The organism is Acidovorax soli (assembly GCF_014207955.1).
In the GTDB taxonomy this organism is placed as follows: domain Bacteria; phylum Pseudomonadota; class Gammaproteobacteria; order Burkholderiales; family Burkholderiaceae_C; genus Acidovorax; species Acidovorax soli_A.
Genome location: NZ_JACHLK010000003.1, coordinates 232,873 through 250,503, shown reverse-complemented (window position 1 = coordinate 250,503; position 17,631 = coordinate 232,873). Strand labels below are relative to the sequence as shown.

Annotated in this window: 15 protein-coding genes and 1 pseudogene; 14 read left to right on the top strand and 2 right to left on the bottom strand. The window is 67.4% G+C overall.

Annotation, left to right across the window (positions count from 1 at the left end):
* Genes HNP48_RS09885 through HNP48_RS09870 form a run of 4 tightly spaced genes read left to right on the top strand, consistent with a single transcriptional unit; the run spans position 1 to position 4,254 of the window.
* Positions 1–1,515 carry a sugar ABC transporter ATP-binding protein gene (locus tag HNP48_RS09885; RefSeq protein ID WP_184856744.1) on the top strand — a complete coding sequence of 505 codons (1,515 nt, stop codon included), beginning with the start codon at positions 1–3 and terminating at the stop codon, positions 1,513–1,515.
* Positions 1,512–2,438, top strand: coding sequence for an ABC transporter permease (locus HNP48_RS09880; RefSeq protein WP_184856743.1), 927 nt, complete (start codon positions 1,512–1,514; stop codon positions 2,436–2,438). The genes HNP48_RS09885 and HNP48_RS09880 overlap by 4 nt, the downstream gene beginning before the upstream one ends.
* Before the next feature lie 8 nt (positions 2,439–2,446).
* A complete protein-coding gene (locus HNP48_RS09875) occupies positions 2,447–3,403 on the top strand; it encodes an ABC transporter permease (protein WP_184856742.1) in 957 nt (318 codons plus the stop codon).
* Between the two features lie 29 nt (positions 3,404–3,432).
* Complete coding sequence (locus tag HNP48_RS09870; protein ID WP_184856741.1) at positions 3,433–4,254, top strand: SDR family oxidoreductase; 822 nt, start codon at positions 3,433–3,435, stop codon at positions 4,252–4,254.
* A 338-nt stretch (positions 4,255–4,592) separates the two neighbouring features.
* Here HNP48_RS09870 and HNP48_RS09865 read toward each other — a convergent pair whose 3' ends face one another.
* Positions 4,593–6,485 (bottom strand): sigma-54-dependent Fis family transcriptional regulator, encoded by a 1,893-nt coding sequence (locus tag HNP48_RS09865; RefSeq protein WP_184856740.1) that lies wholly within the window; start codon positions 6,483–6,485, stop codon positions 4,593–4,595.
* A 278-nt stretch (positions 6,486–6,763) separates the two neighbouring features.
* On the opposite strand from HNP48_RS09865, the gene HNP48_RS09860 reads away from it, so the two are divergent.
* From HNP48_RS09860 to HNP48_RS09815, 10 genes are all read left to right on the top strand, one after another.
* Positions 6,764–8,239 (top strand): benzaldehyde dehydrogenase, encoded by a 1,476-nt coding sequence (locus HNP48_RS09860; RefSeq protein WP_184856739.1) that lies wholly within the window; start codon positions 6,764–6,766, stop codon positions 8,237–8,239.
* Positions 8,240–8,308: 69 nt separating this feature from the next.
* The gene (locus HNP48_RS09855) at positions 8,309–9,076 is read left to right on the top strand and encodes a coniferyl-alcohol dehydrogenase (RefSeq protein WP_184856738.1); all 768 of its coding nucleotides are present in this window, start codon (positions 8,309–8,311) and stop codon (positions 9,074–9,076) included.
* Between the two features lie 126 nt (positions 9,077–9,202).
* Complete coding sequence (locus HNP48_RS09850; RefSeq protein WP_260420180.1) at positions 9,203–10,006, top strand: alpha/beta hydrolase; 804 nt, start codon at positions 9,203–9,205, stop codon at positions 10,004–10,006.
* A 36-nt stretch (positions 10,007–10,042) separates the two neighbouring features.
* A complete protein-coding gene (locus tag HNP48_RS09845) occupies positions 10,043–11,290 on the top strand; it encodes an ABC transporter substrate-binding protein (protein ID WP_184856736.1) in 1,248 nt (415 codons plus the stop codon).
* Positions 11,291–11,379: 89 nt separating this feature from the next.
* Complete coding sequence (locus HNP48_RS09840) at positions 11,380–12,288, top strand: transporter (protein WP_184856735.1); 909 nt, start codon at positions 11,380–11,382, stop codon at positions 12,286–12,288.
* A 31-nt stretch (positions 12,289–12,319) separates the two neighbouring features.
* Positions 12,320–13,663 carry an ABC transporter substrate-binding protein gene (locus HNP48_RS09835; protein ID WP_221480160.1) on the top strand — a complete coding sequence of 448 codons (1,344 nt, stop codon included), beginning with the start codon at positions 12,320–12,322 and terminating at the stop codon, positions 13,661–13,663.
* Positions 13,664–13,669: 6 nt separating this feature from the next.
* On the top strand, positions 13,670–14,422 hold the full coding sequence (locus HNP48_RS09830; protein ID WP_184856734.1) for an ABC transporter ATP-binding protein: 753 nt from the start codon (positions 13,670–13,672) through the stop codon (positions 14,420–14,422).
* 23 nt (positions 14,423–14,445) lie between these two features.
* Positions 14,446–15,195 (top strand): ABC transporter ATP-binding protein, encoded by a 750-nt coding sequence (locus tag HNP48_RS09825; protein WP_260420179.1) that lies wholly within the window; start codon positions 14,446–14,448, stop codon positions 15,193–15,195.
* Entirely contained in the window at positions 15,192–16,091 is a 900-nt protein-coding gene (locus HNP48_RS09820; RefSeq protein ID WP_184856732.1) for a branched-chain amino acid ABC transporter permease, read from the top strand. The genes HNP48_RS09825 and HNP48_RS09820 overlap by 4 nt, the downstream gene beginning before the upstream one ends.
* A gap of 8 nt (positions 16,092–16,099) precedes the next feature.
* Positions 16,100–17,149 (top strand): branched-chain amino acid ABC transporter permease, encoded by a 1,050-nt coding sequence (locus HNP48_RS09815; RefSeq protein ID WP_184856731.1) that lies wholly within the window; start codon positions 16,100–16,102, stop codon positions 17,147–17,149.
* A gap of 187 nt (positions 17,150–17,336) precedes the next feature.
* On the opposite strand, the pseudogene HNP48_RS09810 reads toward HNP48_RS09815, so the two are convergent.
* Positions 17,337–17,604, bottom strand: a pseudogene (locus HNP48_RS09810) (transposase); the annotation flags it as partial.
* Between the last annotated feature and the right edge of the window lie 27 nt (positions 17,605–17,631).

Here is a 17,631-nt window from a genome sequence, read left to right as displayed (position 1 = left end):
ATGGCGAGCAAGGAGCGCCAGCCCCTGGTGGAACTGCGGGGCGTGAGCAAGTCGTTCGGCCAGAACGCCGCGCTCAAGGGGGTCAGCCTGGCGGGCTGGCCTGGTTCGATCCATGCCGTCACGGGCGAGAACGGCGCGGGTAAATCGACGCTGATGAAGCTGCTGGCCGGCGTGCACGTGCCCGACGGCGGCGAGATCCTGCTCAAGGGCCGCTCTGCCGCCCTGGGTACGCCCGCCAGGGCGCGCCGCGCGGGCATCTCCACCGTGTTCCAGGAACTCACCATCCTGCCCAACCTCACGGTGGCCGAGAACCTGTGTCTGGGGCGCGAGCTGACGCGCGGCGGCCTGCTCGACCTGCGAGCCCTGCGGCGCGAGGCCGTGCAGGTGCTGGAGCACACCGGCATCGCGCTCGACCCCGACCGGCTGTGCGGCACGCTCACTGTGGGCGAGCAGCAGCTGCTGGAGATCGCCAAGGGCCTGCACTCCGAGGCCGACGTATTCATCTTCGACGAGCCCACCGCGCCGCTCAACCGCACGGAGGTAGATAAATTGGAGGGCCTGTTGCGGGCGCTGAAGGGACAGGGCAAGCTGGTCTTCTACATCAGCCACCGGCTGGAGGAAATCTTCCGCTTCTGCGACACCGTCACCGTGCTCAAGGACGGCGCGCATGTGGCCACGCAGCCTATCGAGGCGCTCACGCAGGAGGGCCTGGTGGCGCTGATGGTGGGGCGCGAGCTGGAGGCACTGTTCCCCGAACGCCCCGCCAGCATCCTCGATCTGCCCGCGCTGCGGGTGGAGTGCCTTGCGGCCACGCCGCACGGCCCCGCCGTGTCGTTCACGCTGCACCGGGGCGAAATCCTGGGCATCGCCGGGCTGGAAGGCCAAGGCCAGCGCGAGATCCTACGCATGCTGGCCGGAGAGCTGCCGCGCGATGGCGGCGAGGTGCATGCGGCCACCGCCGCCATCCCGCCCGGTAGCGTGGAGGCCGCCGTGCGCCATGGCATTGCGCTACTGCCCGAGGACCGCAAGGGCGAGGGGCTGTACCTCGACCTCTCCATCGAGGACAACATCTGGCTCGGCCCGCTGCGCCAGACCGCACTGTGGCGCCGCGCGCCGCGCGACCCCGCACTGGTGCGCCGCCTGGCTGAGCGCATGGGCCTGCGCACGCCGCCTGCCCAGCCCGTGGGCTCGCTCTCGGGCGGCAACCAGCAAAAGGCCATGCTGGGCCGTTGGCTGGCGGCGGACGTGCAGGTGCTGCTGGTCGAGCAGCCCACGCGCGGCGTGGACGTGGGCGCCAAAGCCGAGATCTACGAACTGCTGCGCCGCTTCACGGCGGAGGGCGGCGCCATCCTGGCCGTCTCGGGCGACTTGCCTGAACTCATCGGTATGTGCGACCGCATCCTGGTCGTGCGCGGTGGCGCCATCGTGGCCGATCTGCCTGCCCATGGCGCGACCGAAGAACAATTGCTGGGCCACGCGCTGCGCAGCGAATCCATTTCCAAGGCCACCGCATGAAGACAAATACACCGGCCCGCACGGGCCTCTCGCGCTACACCGTGGGCCTTCCCATCGTGCTGGTGCTGCTGCTGGCGGCCACGCAGGCCGACTTCCGCTCACCCCAGAACCTGCTGAACTTCAGCGGCCAGATCGGCGCGCTGCTCATCGTCGCCCTGGGCCAGTTGTTCGTCACGCTGGTGGCGGGCATCGACCTGTCGGTGGGCTCGGTGATGAGCCTGGCCTCCGCCATTGCCGCCACGCAGGCCAACCCGCTGGCGGCGGTGGCCTTGGCCACGTCGCTGGGCGTTACCGTGGGTTTGGTCAACGGCCTGGGCGTGGCGCTGGCGGGCGTGCACCCGCTGGTGATGACGCTGAGCACGGCCACCTTCCTGCAGGGACTGGCCTACGTGGTGCTGCCGATTCCGGGCGGCACCATCGCACTCCATCTGGGGGCCGCGGCCACGAGCCAAGTGGCGGGCATTCCTGCGCCGCTGCTGTGGTGCGCGGCGGCGGCTTTGGTGGCCAGCCTGGTGTTGCGCCGCACGCGCTTTGGCGCGCACCTGTTCGCCGTGGGCGGCCACCCGCGCAGCGCCTACCTGAACGGCGTGCGCGTGCAGGCCGTGGTGGTGGGCGCCTATGTGTGGTGCTCGGTGGCAGCGGCGTGGGCGGGGCTGTTTCTGGCCGCGCGCGTGTCGGCGGGCGACCCGGCGTTGGGCGCGTCCTACGCGCTGGAGTCCGTGGCCGCCGTGGCGCTGGGCGGCGTGCAGTTGACAGGCGGCGTCGGCAGCGTGGCGGGCGTGGTGGCCGGGGTGCTGAGCCTGGGGCTGATGACCAACGGCCTGAACCTGTTTGGCGTGTCTCCGTTCATGCGTGGCGTGCTGACCGGTGCGCTGCTGCTTGCGGCCGTGAGCCTGCAGCGCAGGCGCATCGTGGGAATGTGAGTAAAGCCATGTCTCGTACCGTTCTTTACCGTGCCGCGTCCTTCATGCTGGCGCTACCGCCCGCCTACTTGGGCACTGCCGTGCTGCTGGCCAGCGCCGCCGCGCTGCGGCCCAACCTGCTGTCGCCCTTCTTGCTGCTGCTCATCCTGCGCCAGGCGGCGCCGCTGGGCTTCGCGGCCATCGGGCAATCGTTGGTCATGCGCTGCCGCTCGCTCGACCTCTCGTCGGGCGGTGTCATCGCCGTGGTGTCCTACTTGCTGACCAGCGGCGTGATGCCGCTGCCCTGGCCCCTCGCGCTGCTGCTGTGCGTGCTGTTTGGGGCGCTGGTGGGCGCGTTCAACGGCTTCCTCATCGTGCGCGTGCGGGCCTCGGCGGTGATTGTGACGCTGGCGGTGTCGATGATTCTCTCCGGCACAGTGATCGCCTTGAGCCAGTTCCATGCGGTGGGCGATGCGCCCGAGATCCTGCGCGAGATGGGCCGCGCCCGCGTGGCCGGCGTACCACTGGTCCTCATCCTCTGGATCGCCGCCTTGGTGCCCGTGGTCCTGCTGCTGCGCCGCAGCGCGTTCGGCCGCGTGCTCGACGCCGTGGGCGCCAATCCGCGCGCCGCCGGGCTGTCGGGGCTGCCGCACCTGCGCGTGGTGTTCATCGCGCATGTCGTGTCGGGCGTGATGTCGGCGGCGAGCGGCCTGATGCTGCTGGGCTTCGTGGGCGTGGGCAACGTCAAGCTGGGGGCGGACCTGGCGCTCAACGCGTTGGCTGCGTCCATCCTGGGCGGCATCAATTTCGGCAGCGGCCGGGGCGGCATGCTGGGCCCGGCGGTGGCGGCTTTCATGCTGGTCTTTCTCTTCAACTTCCTCACCAGCCTGGGCCTGGGCGAGCCGGGCAAGCTGATGCTGCAGGGCACCCTCATCGGTGCGGCTGCGCTGGCCTATTGCCTGCGCCACAAGGATGCGGCGCATTGATTTCACAGAACCAAGGAGACTTTTTCACCATGGCGGACGTATTCAAGGACGGCTTGCTGCGCGGCCAGCACGCGCTCATCACGGGCGGCGGCAGCGGCATCAACCGGCGCATCGCCGAGCGCTTCGCGGCGCAGGGGGCGGCGGTATCCATCGTGGGGCGCAGCCTGGAACGCGCCGAGGGCGCCGCAGAGGCCATCCGCGCCGCGGGCGGGCAGGCGCGCGGCTTTTCGGCGGACGTGCGCGACTTCGATGTGCTGGCCACCTCGTTCGGCCAGGCGCACGCTAATTTCGGGCCGGTGGACATCTGCGTTGCCGGGGCAGCGGGCAACTTCGTGGCCGAGGCCGAGAACATCTCCTCCAACGGCTTCAAGACGGTGGTGGATATCGACCTGGTGGGCACCTGGAACACCTTCCGCGCGGCGCTGACACTGCTGCGCGCGGGACGCGCCAACCTGCTGGCGATTTCCGCCGTGCAGTCTGTGATGCCCATGGCCGCGCAGGCGCACGTGTGCGCGGCCAAGGCGGGCATCGACATGCTGGTACGCACGCTGTCCATCGAGTGGGCGGCGCGGGGCGTGCGCTGCAACGCCATCGCGCCCGGCCCGGTGGCCAACACCGAGGGCATGCGGCGCCTGGCGCCCGAAGGCGACACGAGCTGGGCGCACGTGCTGGCGGGCATCCCGATGGCGCGCGCGGCCGATGCCGACGAGATCGCCGACCTAGCGCTGTTCCTGTGCAGCGGCGCGGCGCCCTACATCCATGGCACCGTCATTGCCATCGACGGCGGGCAGACCAACCTGGGCTCGCTGCCATTCGGCGCGGCGCTGCTGGAATCGCTGCGCGATCGCTGACGACTACGCCTTTTGGGTAAAACACCACGCGTTTCTGAAACTGGCCGCAGCCATCATCTGCTCGCGGTTTGTTGAAAGGTCGCGTTAGCCGCTCTGAATTCAGCTCAGAGCTGTTAGAGATTGGGGCGCTACAAGGCTGCCCCAGTTCCGGCCTCGCTCAGAGCTAGATCCGGGAGACAACTGAACGGGTACCTTGTAGGATTCACATGGGCGCGTGTCGATGGCGATCAGCTCATCTTGATGGGCAGCTTGGGAATGTGCATTTCCTACCGAGGTGAAACCTGAACTGTCGTGCAACTTAGGTGATGCTCAGTCGTGATGTTTGAGTGGAGATTCCGTCATCGAGACTTGATGCCGTGCTTTCGCAGTCGATAGGCTATGGTCGCCCTGCTGATCCCGAGGAGCCGCGCCGCCGAGGCTACGTTGCCCCCGGCGCTGTGCAGCGCTTGCCGCAACAGTTGCTCCTCGGCCTGGTGCAGCGGTGTAACCGCCAACGCAGTGACAGGAGCCTGGGAAGATCCTACCGTCAATGGCGCACTCACTTCTGGGCTGTACTGCGCTTGCCCCACCCCATGCAGCGTCGCCGTGCTGTTCGGATTCAGGTGAAGTGACATCACGCCCGAGTTGGGCTGCTCGCCCCCCGCAAACAAGTGGTGTGGCTCAATTGGCTCGCCATCGGTCGCCAGAATCACGCTGCGCTCGATCAGGTTCTGCAACTCGCGGATGTTGCCCGGGAATGGGTAGTGGAACATCGCCTTCACCGCCGCCTGACTGAATCCTGGCACCTGCCGCTGATGTTTGCGCTGGTAGTGGGCCAGGAAGTGGCTCATCAAGAGCGGGATGTCGTCGCGCCGGTCGCGCAGCGGGGGCAGATGGATCGGAAAAACGTTCAGGCGGTAGAACAGGTCTTCGCGGAAAGTACCTTCGCGCACGGCCTGGCGCAGATCCACGTTGGTGGCGGCCACCAGGCGCACGTCCACGCGCACGGTACGTGTGCCGCCCACGCGCTCCACCTCACCCTCTTGCAGCGCGCGCAGCAGCTTCCCCTGTGCCACCAGGCTCAGCGTGCCGATTTCATCAAGGAAGAGCGTGCCGCCGTGCGCGCGCTCGAACCGACCAGGGCGCGATGTACCTGCGCCGGTATAGGCGCCACGCTCCACGCCGAACAGCTCGGACTCGACCAGCGTCTCCGGGATGGCCGCGCAGTTGATGGCCACAAAGGGCTGCTCTTTGCGTGGGCTGATGCGGTGGAGCATGCTGGCGAACATCTCCTTGCCCACGCCGGACTCGCCGGTGAACAGCACGGTGGCCGCGGTGGGGGCCACGCGCTGCAGCATGTGACAGGCGGCGTTGAAGGCCGATGAAGCGCCGACCATGGTGGCGTGCGCCGTAGGCTCGGCGACCTGGGCAGTGGTGTGCAGAGCCTTTTTACCTGGGGGTACACCCAAGTAACTGGTGCGTGCCTTGCCTTGGACCCCATCGACGAGCGACGCGGGGGGCGCGCCCACAAAGTCCTGTGCGTTCAGAAAGAACAGGTCCTGCTCGGGGTCTTCCCACAGTTCTGCCGACTTGCCCACCACGCGGCAGTGAGCGGCGCCGGACGAGCGGCATTCCACCTCGCGGAACACGATCATGCGGCCGAACAAGGTGCTCACGTAGCCGGTGGCATAGCCCACCTGCATCCAGCACGCTGGCGATCCGCCTACGCCGTAGGCCGCGATGTGCTCGTCGTCCTCGCTGGAGTTGTGCCACAGGAATTCGCCCTCGTACGCGCCGGTGTCAGCGTTGTAGCGGGCATGCACTACCTCCACTTGCACCACGCCCTCCAGGGCGTGCAACCGAGTGCCGGCGATGGCGGCGGCCGTCGGTTCGGCGTTTGGCCACTGCTGGCGAACCAAGCGTGCGTCGCGCGCACCGCTCACGTAGCCCGCGCGCGTGAGCAGACCTCGTGCCTTGTCCAGGCCGATGCTGTCGATCAGCTCGCGCCGCAGCGATCCCAGGGCCTCGGAGTGCAGCAAGATCATGCGCTGGTCCTGCATCCAGATGCGACCGTCGCCGGGCGAGAAGAATAGGCATTCGCTGATATCGGCCACCGTGGGGTGGGCGTGCTGGCTCACGCCCACAGTGTCGAACCCTCCTAGCGCCTCAGGTTCAGCGGCAAGGCCCGGCATGCCAGCCTGGCGGGTGGCGGTGCGGTTCAGGTCGGCCAGGGAGACGCGCTGTCTGGGCATGGTGATCCTCGCGTTTGATCTGATATTCATCAAAAAGTGATCATTTGAGCAATTTGCCGCGTGCAAATTGCTTATTAATGGTAACTATTTGCCTGCTAAAAGTCGCCCATGCCAGCCATGTTTTGGCCTAGGGAAAGTCCGTAGCGCTCTCTCTCAAAAAGCCCCCGATTACGGCGTTTTCCGGCGTGCTGGACGGTGGGGCTGGTACGCCCGTTGCAATTTCAGGTCACACCGCCGCTGCGATGCGGTGGGTTTGATTTCAACCAAGGAGCAATGCAATGGGTGTTTCAGAAAAACCAGGCCTGCTGGACAACCGCCTGTGGGCGGGCAAGGCCTTTGATGGCGCGTGGTCTACCGCGCTCAGCACGGCGCGCGATGTGGCCGAGCCCGCCACGGGTCAGTTGTTTAGCCGTGTGGGCATTGCCAGTGCTGCCGACATGCAGGCCGCCGTTGGCCGGGCGCAGCAGGCGCAGGCCGCCTGGGCTGCGCTGGGTCCCCGCGAGCGTGCGGCGGTCTTCCACCGTGCGGCCAGCATCTTCGAGCAACACTTCGATGAACTGGCCTTGGCCATTGCCCGCGAAACCGGCGGCATCGTGCCCAAGGGCCAGCACGAGGTGCGCGAGGCCGTCACCTTGTGCCACCTGGCCGCAGCCCTCCCCATGCAGGCACAAGGCCAGGTGCTGCCCAGCACGCCCGGCCGCTTGTCCATCGCCCGGCGCGTGCCGCACGGCGTGGTGGGCGTGATCTCGCCGTTCAACTTCCCGCTCATCCTGGGCCTGCGCTCGGTGGCCCCGGCGCTGGCGCTGGGCAATGCGGTGGTTCTCAAGCCCGATACACGCACCCCGGTCAGCGGCGGCTTCATCATGGCCCGGGTGTTCGAAGAGGCAGGCCTTCCCAAGGGCCTGCTGCAGGTGCTGCCGGGCGATGCCGAGGCGGGCGAAGCACTGGTGGTAGACGAACGTGTTCCCATGATCGCCTTCACCGGCTCGCCCGTCGTGGGCCGCCGCATTGGCGCGCTCGCAGGACAGCATCTCAAGAAAGTATCGCTGGAGCTGGGCGGAGCCAACAACCTCATCATCCTGGAGGACGCCGACCCGGATGCGGCAGCCAGCGCCGCCGCCTTTGGCGCCTGGTTCCACCAGGGCCAGATCTGCATGGCCGCCAACCGCATCCTGGTGCACGAGTCGATTGCCGATGCCATCCTGCAGCGCCTGGTGGGCAAGGCCACGCACCTGCCGGTGGGCGATGGCGCCAGCGGCCAGGTGGCCATGGGGCCGATGATCGACGCCAAGCAGCTGCAGCGTTTTGACAAGGTGATCCAGGACAGCGTGGCGCAGGGCGCCAAGCTCGAAGCAGGTGGCTCCTACGACGGCCTTTGCTACAAGCCCACGGTGCTCTCGGGCGTCAAGCCCGGCATTCGTTCGTTTGACGAAGAGCCCTTTGGCCCGGTGGCCAACCTCGTCACCTTCCGCACCGATGACGAGGCAGTGCAACTGGCCAACACCAGCCAGGGGGGCCTGGCTGCGGCCGTCATCAGCCCCAGCGTGGGCCGCGCGATGGCCATCGGCCAGCGACTGCGCGCGGGCATGGTCCACATCAATGACCAGACGGTGAACGACGAATGCACCAACCCCTTTGGCGGCCCCGGCGTAGGCGGCAACGGGGGCAGTGTGGGCGGTCCTGCGGACATCGACGAGTACACGCAGTGGCAATGGATCACGGTCAAAGACGCGCCGCCCGCATTTCCGTTCTGAACTCGCAAGCCCTCGTGCGGCTTGGCCGCACCGAGGCTTGTACCCACAAAAAATCAGGAGACAACTTTCATGACACTGCATAACAAGACCATCGTCGTCACCGGCTGCTGCTCGGGCATCGGCGCAGACTTTGCCAAACTGGCGCGCCTGCAGGGCGCCCGCGTGATCGGCGTGGACCGTAACGCCCCCACGCTCACCCTGGACGGCTTTGTGCAGGTGGACCTGGGTGACCCCGCCGCCATCGACGCGGCCGTGGCGCAGCTCCCCCCGCAGGTGGATGCCCTGGCCAACATCGCAGGCGTGCCTGGCACCGCACCCGCCGAGCTGGTGGGCCGCGTGAACTACCTGGGACTGCGCCACTTCACGCAGCGCGTGCTGGAGCGCATGCCCGAGGGCGGCTCCATCGTCAACATCGCATCCATCCTCGGGGCCGAATGGCCTGCGCGGCTGGAGCCACACCGCGATCTGGGCGCCACGACCAGCTTCGATGAGGGCGCGAAGTGGCTGGCCGCCCACCCCGTGGCGCAGGAGACCTGCTACCAGTACTTCAAGGAGGCACTGATCGTCTGGACCGCCACCCAGTCGCAAAAGATCTTCCTGGAGCGCGGCGTGCGCATGAACTGCGTGGCCCCCGGGCCTGTGTTCACCCCCATCCTGGGCGACTTCGTGCAGATGCTGGGCCAGGAGCGCGTGGAGAAGGATGCGCACCGCATGAAGCGTCCGGCCTTCAGCGACGAGGTGGCGCCGGTGATCGCCTTCCTGTGCAGCGACGCCGCGCGCTGGGTGAGCGGCATCAACCTGCCCGTGGACGGCGGGCTGGCATCGACCTATATCTGAGTGGGGGACTTGCACATGTCCGCCCAGCAACTCCAGGCCATCTTGCAAATGGCCGCCCAGAATCCTCCTCCAGCGGGAGGCAGCCCCGCGCAATTGCGCGCGTGGTTTGACGCAGGCAATTCACAGATGCCGCTGGCCCAGGGACTTCCCATCCAGACGCTGCACATCCCCAACGGGGCGGGCGGCACCATGGCGGCGGAGTTGCTGAGCACGCCGCAGGCCGACCCGGATCGGCTCATCATCTACTACCACGCAGGCGGCTTTGTGTTTGGCTCGCTGGCCTCGCACCGGGCACTGTGCTCATACCTGGCGCAGTTCAGCGGGGCGCAGGTGCTCAACGTCGACTATCGCCTGGCACCGGAACACCCGGCGCCCGCCGCGCACGACGATGCGTTGGCCGCCTACCAGTGGGCGCTGGCCAACGGCTACGCTGCGTCGGCCATAGCGTTGATGGGCGACTCTGCGGGTGGCAACCTGGCCCTTTCCACAGCCGTGCGCGCGCGCGACCAGGGGCTACCCCTGCCCGCAGCCATCGTGGCCTTGTCGCCGGCACTGGACCTGGCATCCGAAGGTGAGTCTCACCACACAGTGGACGATCCGTTCATCACGCGCGAACTGATGGGGTTCTTCAACGCGATGTACGTGCCAGGCGGCGACGTGCGTTCGCCTCTGGTCACCCCGTTTTACGGCGCCGACCTGCAGGGACTGCCACCCGTGCAACTGCAGGTGGGTGGCTGGGAGCGGTTGCGCGACGACGCGGGGTCCATGGCCGCGCGCCTGAAAGCGGCGGGCGTGGAGACCGAATGCACCGTGTGGGAGGGAATGGTGCACTGCTGGCAGCTGTTTGCTCCTGCGCTCGATGAAGCCCTGGCGTCGCTGGAACAGGCTGCACGTTTCATCGCGGCGCGCCAGCGCAGCAGCACGGCCTGAGGTCGCGTCGCCTCAGCATCCCCAAGGACTGACCCCATGACACCACAACCCGCCGGCGCAGGCCGGGGCGCGAGCCTGCGCGCCGTAGGGAGCAGGGTACCGCCGTGGCGCTTCCACGCCCTGCGGCGTGTGCTGCAGCTTTTGCCGCTACTCCTGCTGTCTTTGCCAGTGGCCCATGCACAACCGGGTGCCAACAAGCCCATCAAAGTGGGCGCGGTGAGCGCTCTGAGCGGGCCTTACACCTTCCCAGAGTCCTCGCAGGCTGCCAAGGCCTACCTGGACGCGGTCAATGCCACCGGCGGCATCCGGGGGCGGCGCATCGAGTACTTCTCGCTCGACGAGGGGAGCTCGTCTGCCGCTGCTGCTGCTGCCGCAGGCAAGCTCATCAACGATCCCGAGGTGGTGGCGCTGGCGGGGAGCTCGGGGCTGATGGACTGTGCGGTCAATGCGGCCCGTTATGAGGCGGGCAGGCTGATGTCGCTGCAAGGCGCCTCGGTCTCTCCGTCCTGCTTTACCGCATCGCACGTGGTACCCCTCAACAACGGGCCCTATGTGGGCCTGGCCAGTGCGGTGCTGTTCGCCCGCCACACGCTGCGCAGCAGCCGTCTGTGCGCCGTGGTGCTCGACCTGCCGGGCATGGTGGAGGGCTACCGCCAAGCCCTAGACCGCCTGGCCAAGATCAAGGCGATAGAGGTGCCGCCGCTGCAGACCCTGGGGCCTGAGCAGGATCCCGCACCGCTGTTGCAGTCGGTGAAGGCACAGGGATGCGACGCAGTGATCTTTACGGGGCACGAAGCTGCTGTGCTGCGATGGAGCGAAGCTGCGCTAGCCCAGGGCGTGCATGGCATGACTTGGATCTACCTGACACCGGCCTACACCGACCGCGTGGCGCGTGCGCTGGCGACGCGCGATGGAGGCAGCGTTTACGTGATGGCCGAGTTCGAGCCGTGGAAGAGCCGCTCGCTGCCCTCGCAGGACTGGCGGCGGTTGATGCAGGAGGCCCGGCTGCCCCTGAGTTCGCTGTCACAAGGTGGCTATGTGGCCGCCCAGATGCTGGTGCGCGCCATGCGCCAGATCGAGAGCCCCATCAACCGGGAGACGGTGACGCGCGCGCTCCAGCAGATGCCGCCCACCAGCCATCCCCTGCTGGGGATGCCTTTCGAGATCGGCGAGCGCCGCACCCACAACCCCAACCGCACGGCCTTGCCACTCAAGCTGCAGCAAGGCCACTGGTACATCGCCACCCCCACCTGGATCGAGGTGCCCGAGCTCATGGCGCCGTAAGCCATGGACCGTTGGCCCGACGCCATGGTCGATTTCCCTGAAACCCGAAACCTGCAACCGAAAAAAACCAACCTCAACAAGGAGACAACATGACGACACCACAGAAAACAAAGACAGCTTCCCGCCTGGCAGTGCTGGCCCTGGCCGGCGCCCTGTCCACGGCGGCTTTTGCCACCGAAGGCGGAGGCTCCACCTACCCGCTGGGCACCGAGAACTTCACGGCTGGCGCAGCGCCGCCACCCGGGCTGTACGTGCTGGAGTACCTGAACTACTACACCACCACCCGTGTGAACGATGGCGCGGGCAACGCACTGCCCATCCCCGGCTTCAAGGTGCGTGCGGCGGCCGCGGCCACGCGCCTGATCTGGGTCACGCCCCAGGAGGCGCTGGGCGGCCACGTGACCGCGCACGCCATCCTCCCTCTGGTGGACCTGTCGGTGCGTGCCGGCGGCGCGAGCGATTCGCGCACCGGCCTGGGCGACGTGACCGTGGGCGGCGCCATTGCATGGCACCACTCGCCGCAGCTGCACAGCGTGGTGGGCCTCGATGCCGTGCTGCCCACCGGGGCGTACGACCGCACGCGCCAGGCCAACATCGGCCGCAACTACCTGTCGCTGCAGCCCCTGGGCGTACTGACCTGGATGGACCCGAGCGGCTTCAATGGCGACGTGAAGGCCACACTCAACTTCAACCGCACCAACAGCGATACCAACTACCGCTCGGGCCGCGAATTCATCGTGGACTACGCCGCCGGCTGGGGCCTGGGCAACGGCTGGGTCGTGGGCGTGGGCGGCTATGTCTACCGCCAGTGGAGCGACGACCAGGTGGGCGGCGTGGCGGTAGCGGGATCGCGTGGGCGCAGCCAGTCCATCGGACCTTCGGTGCGCTATGCCAACGGCAAGGGCTGGCTCATCACCGCCAAGGTCGAGAAGGAGTTCGGCGTGCGCAACCGCGCACAGGGTTCGCAGTTCTGGCTCAAGACCACCATCCCTTTCTGAACCCCGCGATCGATCACCAGAAGCATCCATCATGAAAACCAACACCCCTGAATCCACCGTGGCCACCGCAGAAGTCGAACAGTCGGCGGCCCTCCCCATCTCACGCCGTGGCCTGATCGCGGCCGCGGGTGCCAGCAGCCTTGCGCTGGGCGCCGGCCCGCTGTGGGCCCAGGCTGCGGCCGCCGCGCTCGTTCTCAGGGTGGGCTTCATCAGCCCCCGCACCGGCCCGCTGGGCGCGTTGGGTGAGACCGACACCTTCATCCTGGCCCAGGTGCGCAAGGCCCTGGCGGCCGGCCTGAGCATCGGCGGCGTGAAATACGCCGTGGAAATCCTGGACCGTGACACCCAGTCAGACCCCGCCCGCGCCAGCCAGCTCGCCAAGGCGTTGATCAACAACGACAAGATCGACCTCATGCTCACCACCACCACGCCTGAAACGGTGAACCCGGTGTCGGATGCGTGCGAGGCTGCAGGCGTGCCCTGCCTGTCCACCGTGATGCCGTGGGAGGCCTGGTACTTCGGCCGAGGCGCCAAGCCCGGCGCACCGTCGCCCTTTAAGTGGACCTACCACTTCTCGTTCGGTGGCGGCGGGTTCGCCAAGTCCTACATGTCTCAGTTCTCCCTGCTGCCCACCAACAAGAAGATCGGCGTGCTCTACCCCAACGACGCCGACGGCAACGCCATCCGCGCCTCACTGGCGCCCGAGCTGACGAAGGCGGGGTTCACCGTGGTGGATGCGGGGCCCTATGAGAACGGCACCACCGACTATTCCGCCCAGATCGCCAAGTTCAAGGCCGAGCGCTGTGAGATCTTCAACACCTTCCCCATCCCGCCGGATTTCGCCACCTTCTGGCGCCAGGCGGCCCAGCAGGGCTACACACGCATGGTGAAGATCGCGCAGATCGCCAAGACCGGCCTTGTGCCCTCGCAGGTCGAGGCCCTAGGCCCGCTGGCGCTGAACTTGGGGGCTGGGTGCTTCTGGCACAAAAGCTTCCCCTACGCCTCGGCGCTCACAGGGCTCACGGGCGTGCAGCTGGCCGATGCCTACGAGGCCAGCACCGGCAAGCAGTGGACGCAGATGCTGGGCTCCACCATGTCGCTGTTCGACGCGGGCACCGAGGCGCTGAAGGCCAGCGCCAATCCGCGCGACAAAGCGGCCCTGGCGCGCGCCATCAGCACGCTCAAGGCCACCACCATGCAAGGGCCGGTGGACTTTGCCAAGGGCCCCGTGCCCAACGTGTCAGTGACGCCTGTGGTGGGCGCGCAGTGGGTCAAGCCCGCACCAGGCAGCAAGTTCAAGCTCGACATCGTCATCACCGAGAACGCGGACGACCGCAACATCCCGGTGGCGGCGGCCCTGAAGTCCTACAGCTGATCGACCATGGCACATCCACAACCAGTAAGCCCGCCCCTGCCGCTGCTGCAGGTTCAGGGCATCGAGATGCGCTTTGGTGCCCTGAAGGTGCTGGACCAACTGGACTTTTCTGTCGGCGCCAATGAGGCCGTGGGCATCGTCGGGCCCAACGGCGCGGGAAAAACCACGCTGCTGAACGTGCTGGCCGGCGCGCACGCTCCCAGCCAGGGGACTGTGTGGTTCCGGGGTGTGGATGTTAGCGCCTGGAACGCAGCGGACCGCTGCCGTTCAGGCATCGCGCGAACCCACCAGGTGCCGCGCCCCTTTCTGGGCATGACGGTGTTCGAGAACGTGCTGACCGCAGCCACGCACGGCGCTGGCATGCATACCCGCGACGCGGGCGACCGCGCCATGCACGCGCTGCGCCTGTGCGGCATGGAGGCGCTGGTCAACCGCCGCGCGGAAACGCTGGGCCTGCTGGGCCGCAAGCGGCTGGAGCTGGTGCGAGCGCTGGCCACCGGGCCCACCGTGCTGCTGCTCGATGAGATTGGCGGTGGCTTGACCGATGCCGAGGCGAGCGAATTGGTGGATATGGTGCGCACCATCCGCAGCCGGCAGATCGCCATCGTCTGGATCGAGCACCTTGTGCATGTGCTGCTGCAGGTGGCCGCGCGCCTAGTGTGCATGGACGGCGGCCGGGTCATCGCCAGCGGTGATCCCCACGAGGTGCTGTCCGACGCCACCGTGGTCGAGGCGTATCTGGGTGGGGTTGCTGCATGAGTGCGCTGTTGAGCATTGGGGCTTTGAATGCCCATCATGGGCAGCTGCCTGCCGTGCGTAATGTGTCGCTGCACGTGCACCAGGGCGAAATCCTGGCCCTGGTGGGAGCCAACGGCGCGGGCAAGACCACGTTGTTGCGCACGCTGGCCGGCGCTCACCGCGCCAGCGGCGGCACCGTGTGGTGGGACGGCGAAGACATCACCGGCGCGCCCGCCCACCAACGCGTGTCCCGGGGTCTGGCGCTGGTGCCCGAGGGGCGGCGCCTGTTCGCCAGCATGACAGTGCGCGAGAACCTGCTGGTGGCACGCGCGGCAGGGCGGCGCGGGCAGTGGGGCCTTGACACGGTGCTCGACGCCTTCCCCCAACTGCGCCCCAAGCTGGATGCGCGCGCCGGCGATCTCTCGGGCGGGCAGCAGCAGGCCGTGGCGATCGGCCGCGCGCTCATGACCAACCCTCGCCTGCTGCTGCTCGACGAGGTGTCGCTGGGTCTGTCGCCCCTGGCCGTGCAGGGCGTGTACGACGCGCTGCGGGGCGTGATGGGCCAAGGCACGACGCTGGTGCTGGTGGAGCAGGACCTGCAGCGCGTGCAGAGCGTGGCGAGCCGCATCGTCTGCATGCTGGAGGGCCGCGTGGTGACCGATGCGCCCGCCGACCAACTCACCCGAGCGCAGATCACCGCGCATTACTTTGGCGCACAGCGGCCCGAGAGTGCCCCCGGCACGCACAGCGCCGCAGCCAACACCCCCCGCCATGCCCAACAGGAGGCCGCATGAACCTTCTCAACCAGATCATCCAGGGACTGCTGCTCGGCGGCTACTACGCCTTGCTGGCTTGCGGGCTGTCGTTCATGTATGGCGTGATGCGCATCATCAACCTGGCCCACGGCAGCTTGGCCGTGGTGGCCGCCTACCTGCTGTGGCTGTTGGCCGAGCCGATGGGTTGGCACCCGTTGCTGGCCCTGCTGCCCGTGTTGCTGGCCATGGCGCTGCTGGGTTGGGTGCTGCACTACCTGGTGCTGGAGCGCAGCGCGCGCCTGGGGGCCTTGGTGCCCCTGCTGGCCACCTTTGGCCTGGCCAGTGTGATCGACAACGGGCTGTTCCAGCATTTCGGCGCCGACACGCGTTCGCTGGCCACGTCCATCGGCACGCTCGCGTACGACAGCTGGGAGCTGCCCGGCGGTTTGTACGTGGGGCAGTTGCCTGCGATGGTGCTCCTGCTGGCTGTAGTCCTGCTGGGCGGGTTGCACGCGATGCTGGCGCACACGGCACTCGGGCGGCAGATCCGCGCAGCATCCGAAGACGCCGACACCGCGCGCCTGGTGGGGGTGCGCACCGGCGCGGTGTTTGCGGCGGCTTCGGCCATCACCATGGTCACGGTCACCCTCGCCGGGGCCTCGCTGGCCATGCGCGCTACCTTCGATCCGTTCTCGGGCCCACAGCAGCTGATCTTCGCGTTCGAAGCCGTGATCATCGGTGGCGCGGGATCGCTGTGGGGCACCCTCCTCGGTGGCGTGGTGCTGGGTGTGGCGCAGAACCTGGGGGCACAGGTGCATCCCCAGGGCTTCCTGATCGCCGGGCACGCCACCTTCCTCGCCATCCTGCTGGCGCGGCTCTACGCGAGCGGCGCGCTGCGCAAGCTGTTATCTGCCCGCCGCAAGGTCACACCATGAGTACCCCCATGAGTTTTGAATCTTCCTCGAATTCGTTCGGCCCCAGCTGGACTGTCCAACGCTGGACCCGCGCATCGGGAGTCTTTGTGGGCGCGACCATCCCACTGCTGGCCATTCTGTTTCTGGGGCCGCTGTGGCTGCAGGCGGGCACGGTGGACCGGCTCACTACGCTCTTCATCTACGTCATCCTGGCGGTGATGTGGAATGCGTTGGCAGGTTACGCCGGGCTGGTATCGATTGGCCACCAGGCGTTCTTTGGCCTCGGGGCCTACGCGATGGTCCGGCTGGCCGATGCGGGCCTGGGGCCGTACCCGGCGCTGCTGGTGGGTGCCGCACTGGTGGCCCTGGCCGCGGTGCCGCTGGCGGTGTTCATGCTGCGCCTGCAGGGCGGCGAGTTCGCCATCGGTATGTGGGTGCTGGCCGCGCTCGCCCACCTGTGCGTGAACCTGGACAGCCTGGTGCAGGGGGAGACCGGCACTTCGATGATTGCGCTACAGCAATACGCAGCCGGCGATCGTCGCGCCTACACCTACTGGGCCGCGCTGGCCGCCATGGCCGGGCTGTGCTGGGCCGTGTTCCTGCTCCTGCGCAGCAAGGTGGGCACGGCGGCCCAGGCCATTCGCGACAACGAGATGGCAGCCATCTCCATCGGCGTGCGCGTGATGGCCATCAAGCGGCTGGTGTTCGTGCTGTCGGCATTCGGCTGCGCCTTGGCGGGCGGACTGTGGCTGGCCACGTCGATCAGCTTTCAGCCCAAGACCTATTTCAGCGTGCAGTGGACGGCCTACATGATCTTCATGGTGCTGGTGGGGGGGATAGGCACCATGGAAGGCCCCATCCTCGGCGCGCTGCTTTTCTTTGCCGTGGAGACCTTCTGGGGCGGACAGGGCGTGCTCTACCTCATCGGCCTGGGTGCCATCGCCCTGCTGTTCGCGCTGTTTCTGCCCAAGGGGATTTGGGGAGAAGTGCGGCAACGCTGGGATGTGCAGCTTCTGTCGGTGGGCTATCGCATTGAGGCGATTGACGAGCCAAAAGGCGAGAGGGAGCGTCATAGATAACCCTGAGTAGTCTCTGGCATCCCGGTCATGGGGAACGTCAATCTGCAACGGACCGTCTTCGGTCAGCACCGTCTCGCCGCGGGTTCCACTGCGCTGGCTGTGCTGTGCAGGGGCGTGTCCGCTCCGTGCGGATAGCCCAGGTGGTGGCTCGAGCACACAGGTTCTCATTGCCACATTCAATCTGGTGGCGCAGACGCACAAGCATTGCCTGGTGCAACTTGGCTAATACGCCTGCAGCACTCCAATCCCTGAGCCGTCACCAGCAGGTCATGCCGCTGCCCCACCCCAATGATTGAGGAAGGCTTTCCCAGGGAATGCCTGTTTCCAGCACGAGCAGGATGCCGTTGAAGGCAGCTTTGTCGCTGACCTTGGGGCTACGTGGGCCGACCTTGGCTGAAGGCGGGAATCAGGGGGAGGGGCTGTTTCCACGGATCTTTGCGAACGGGGCGTCGGGACGCAAACCGTCAAGCGTACCTGCTAAA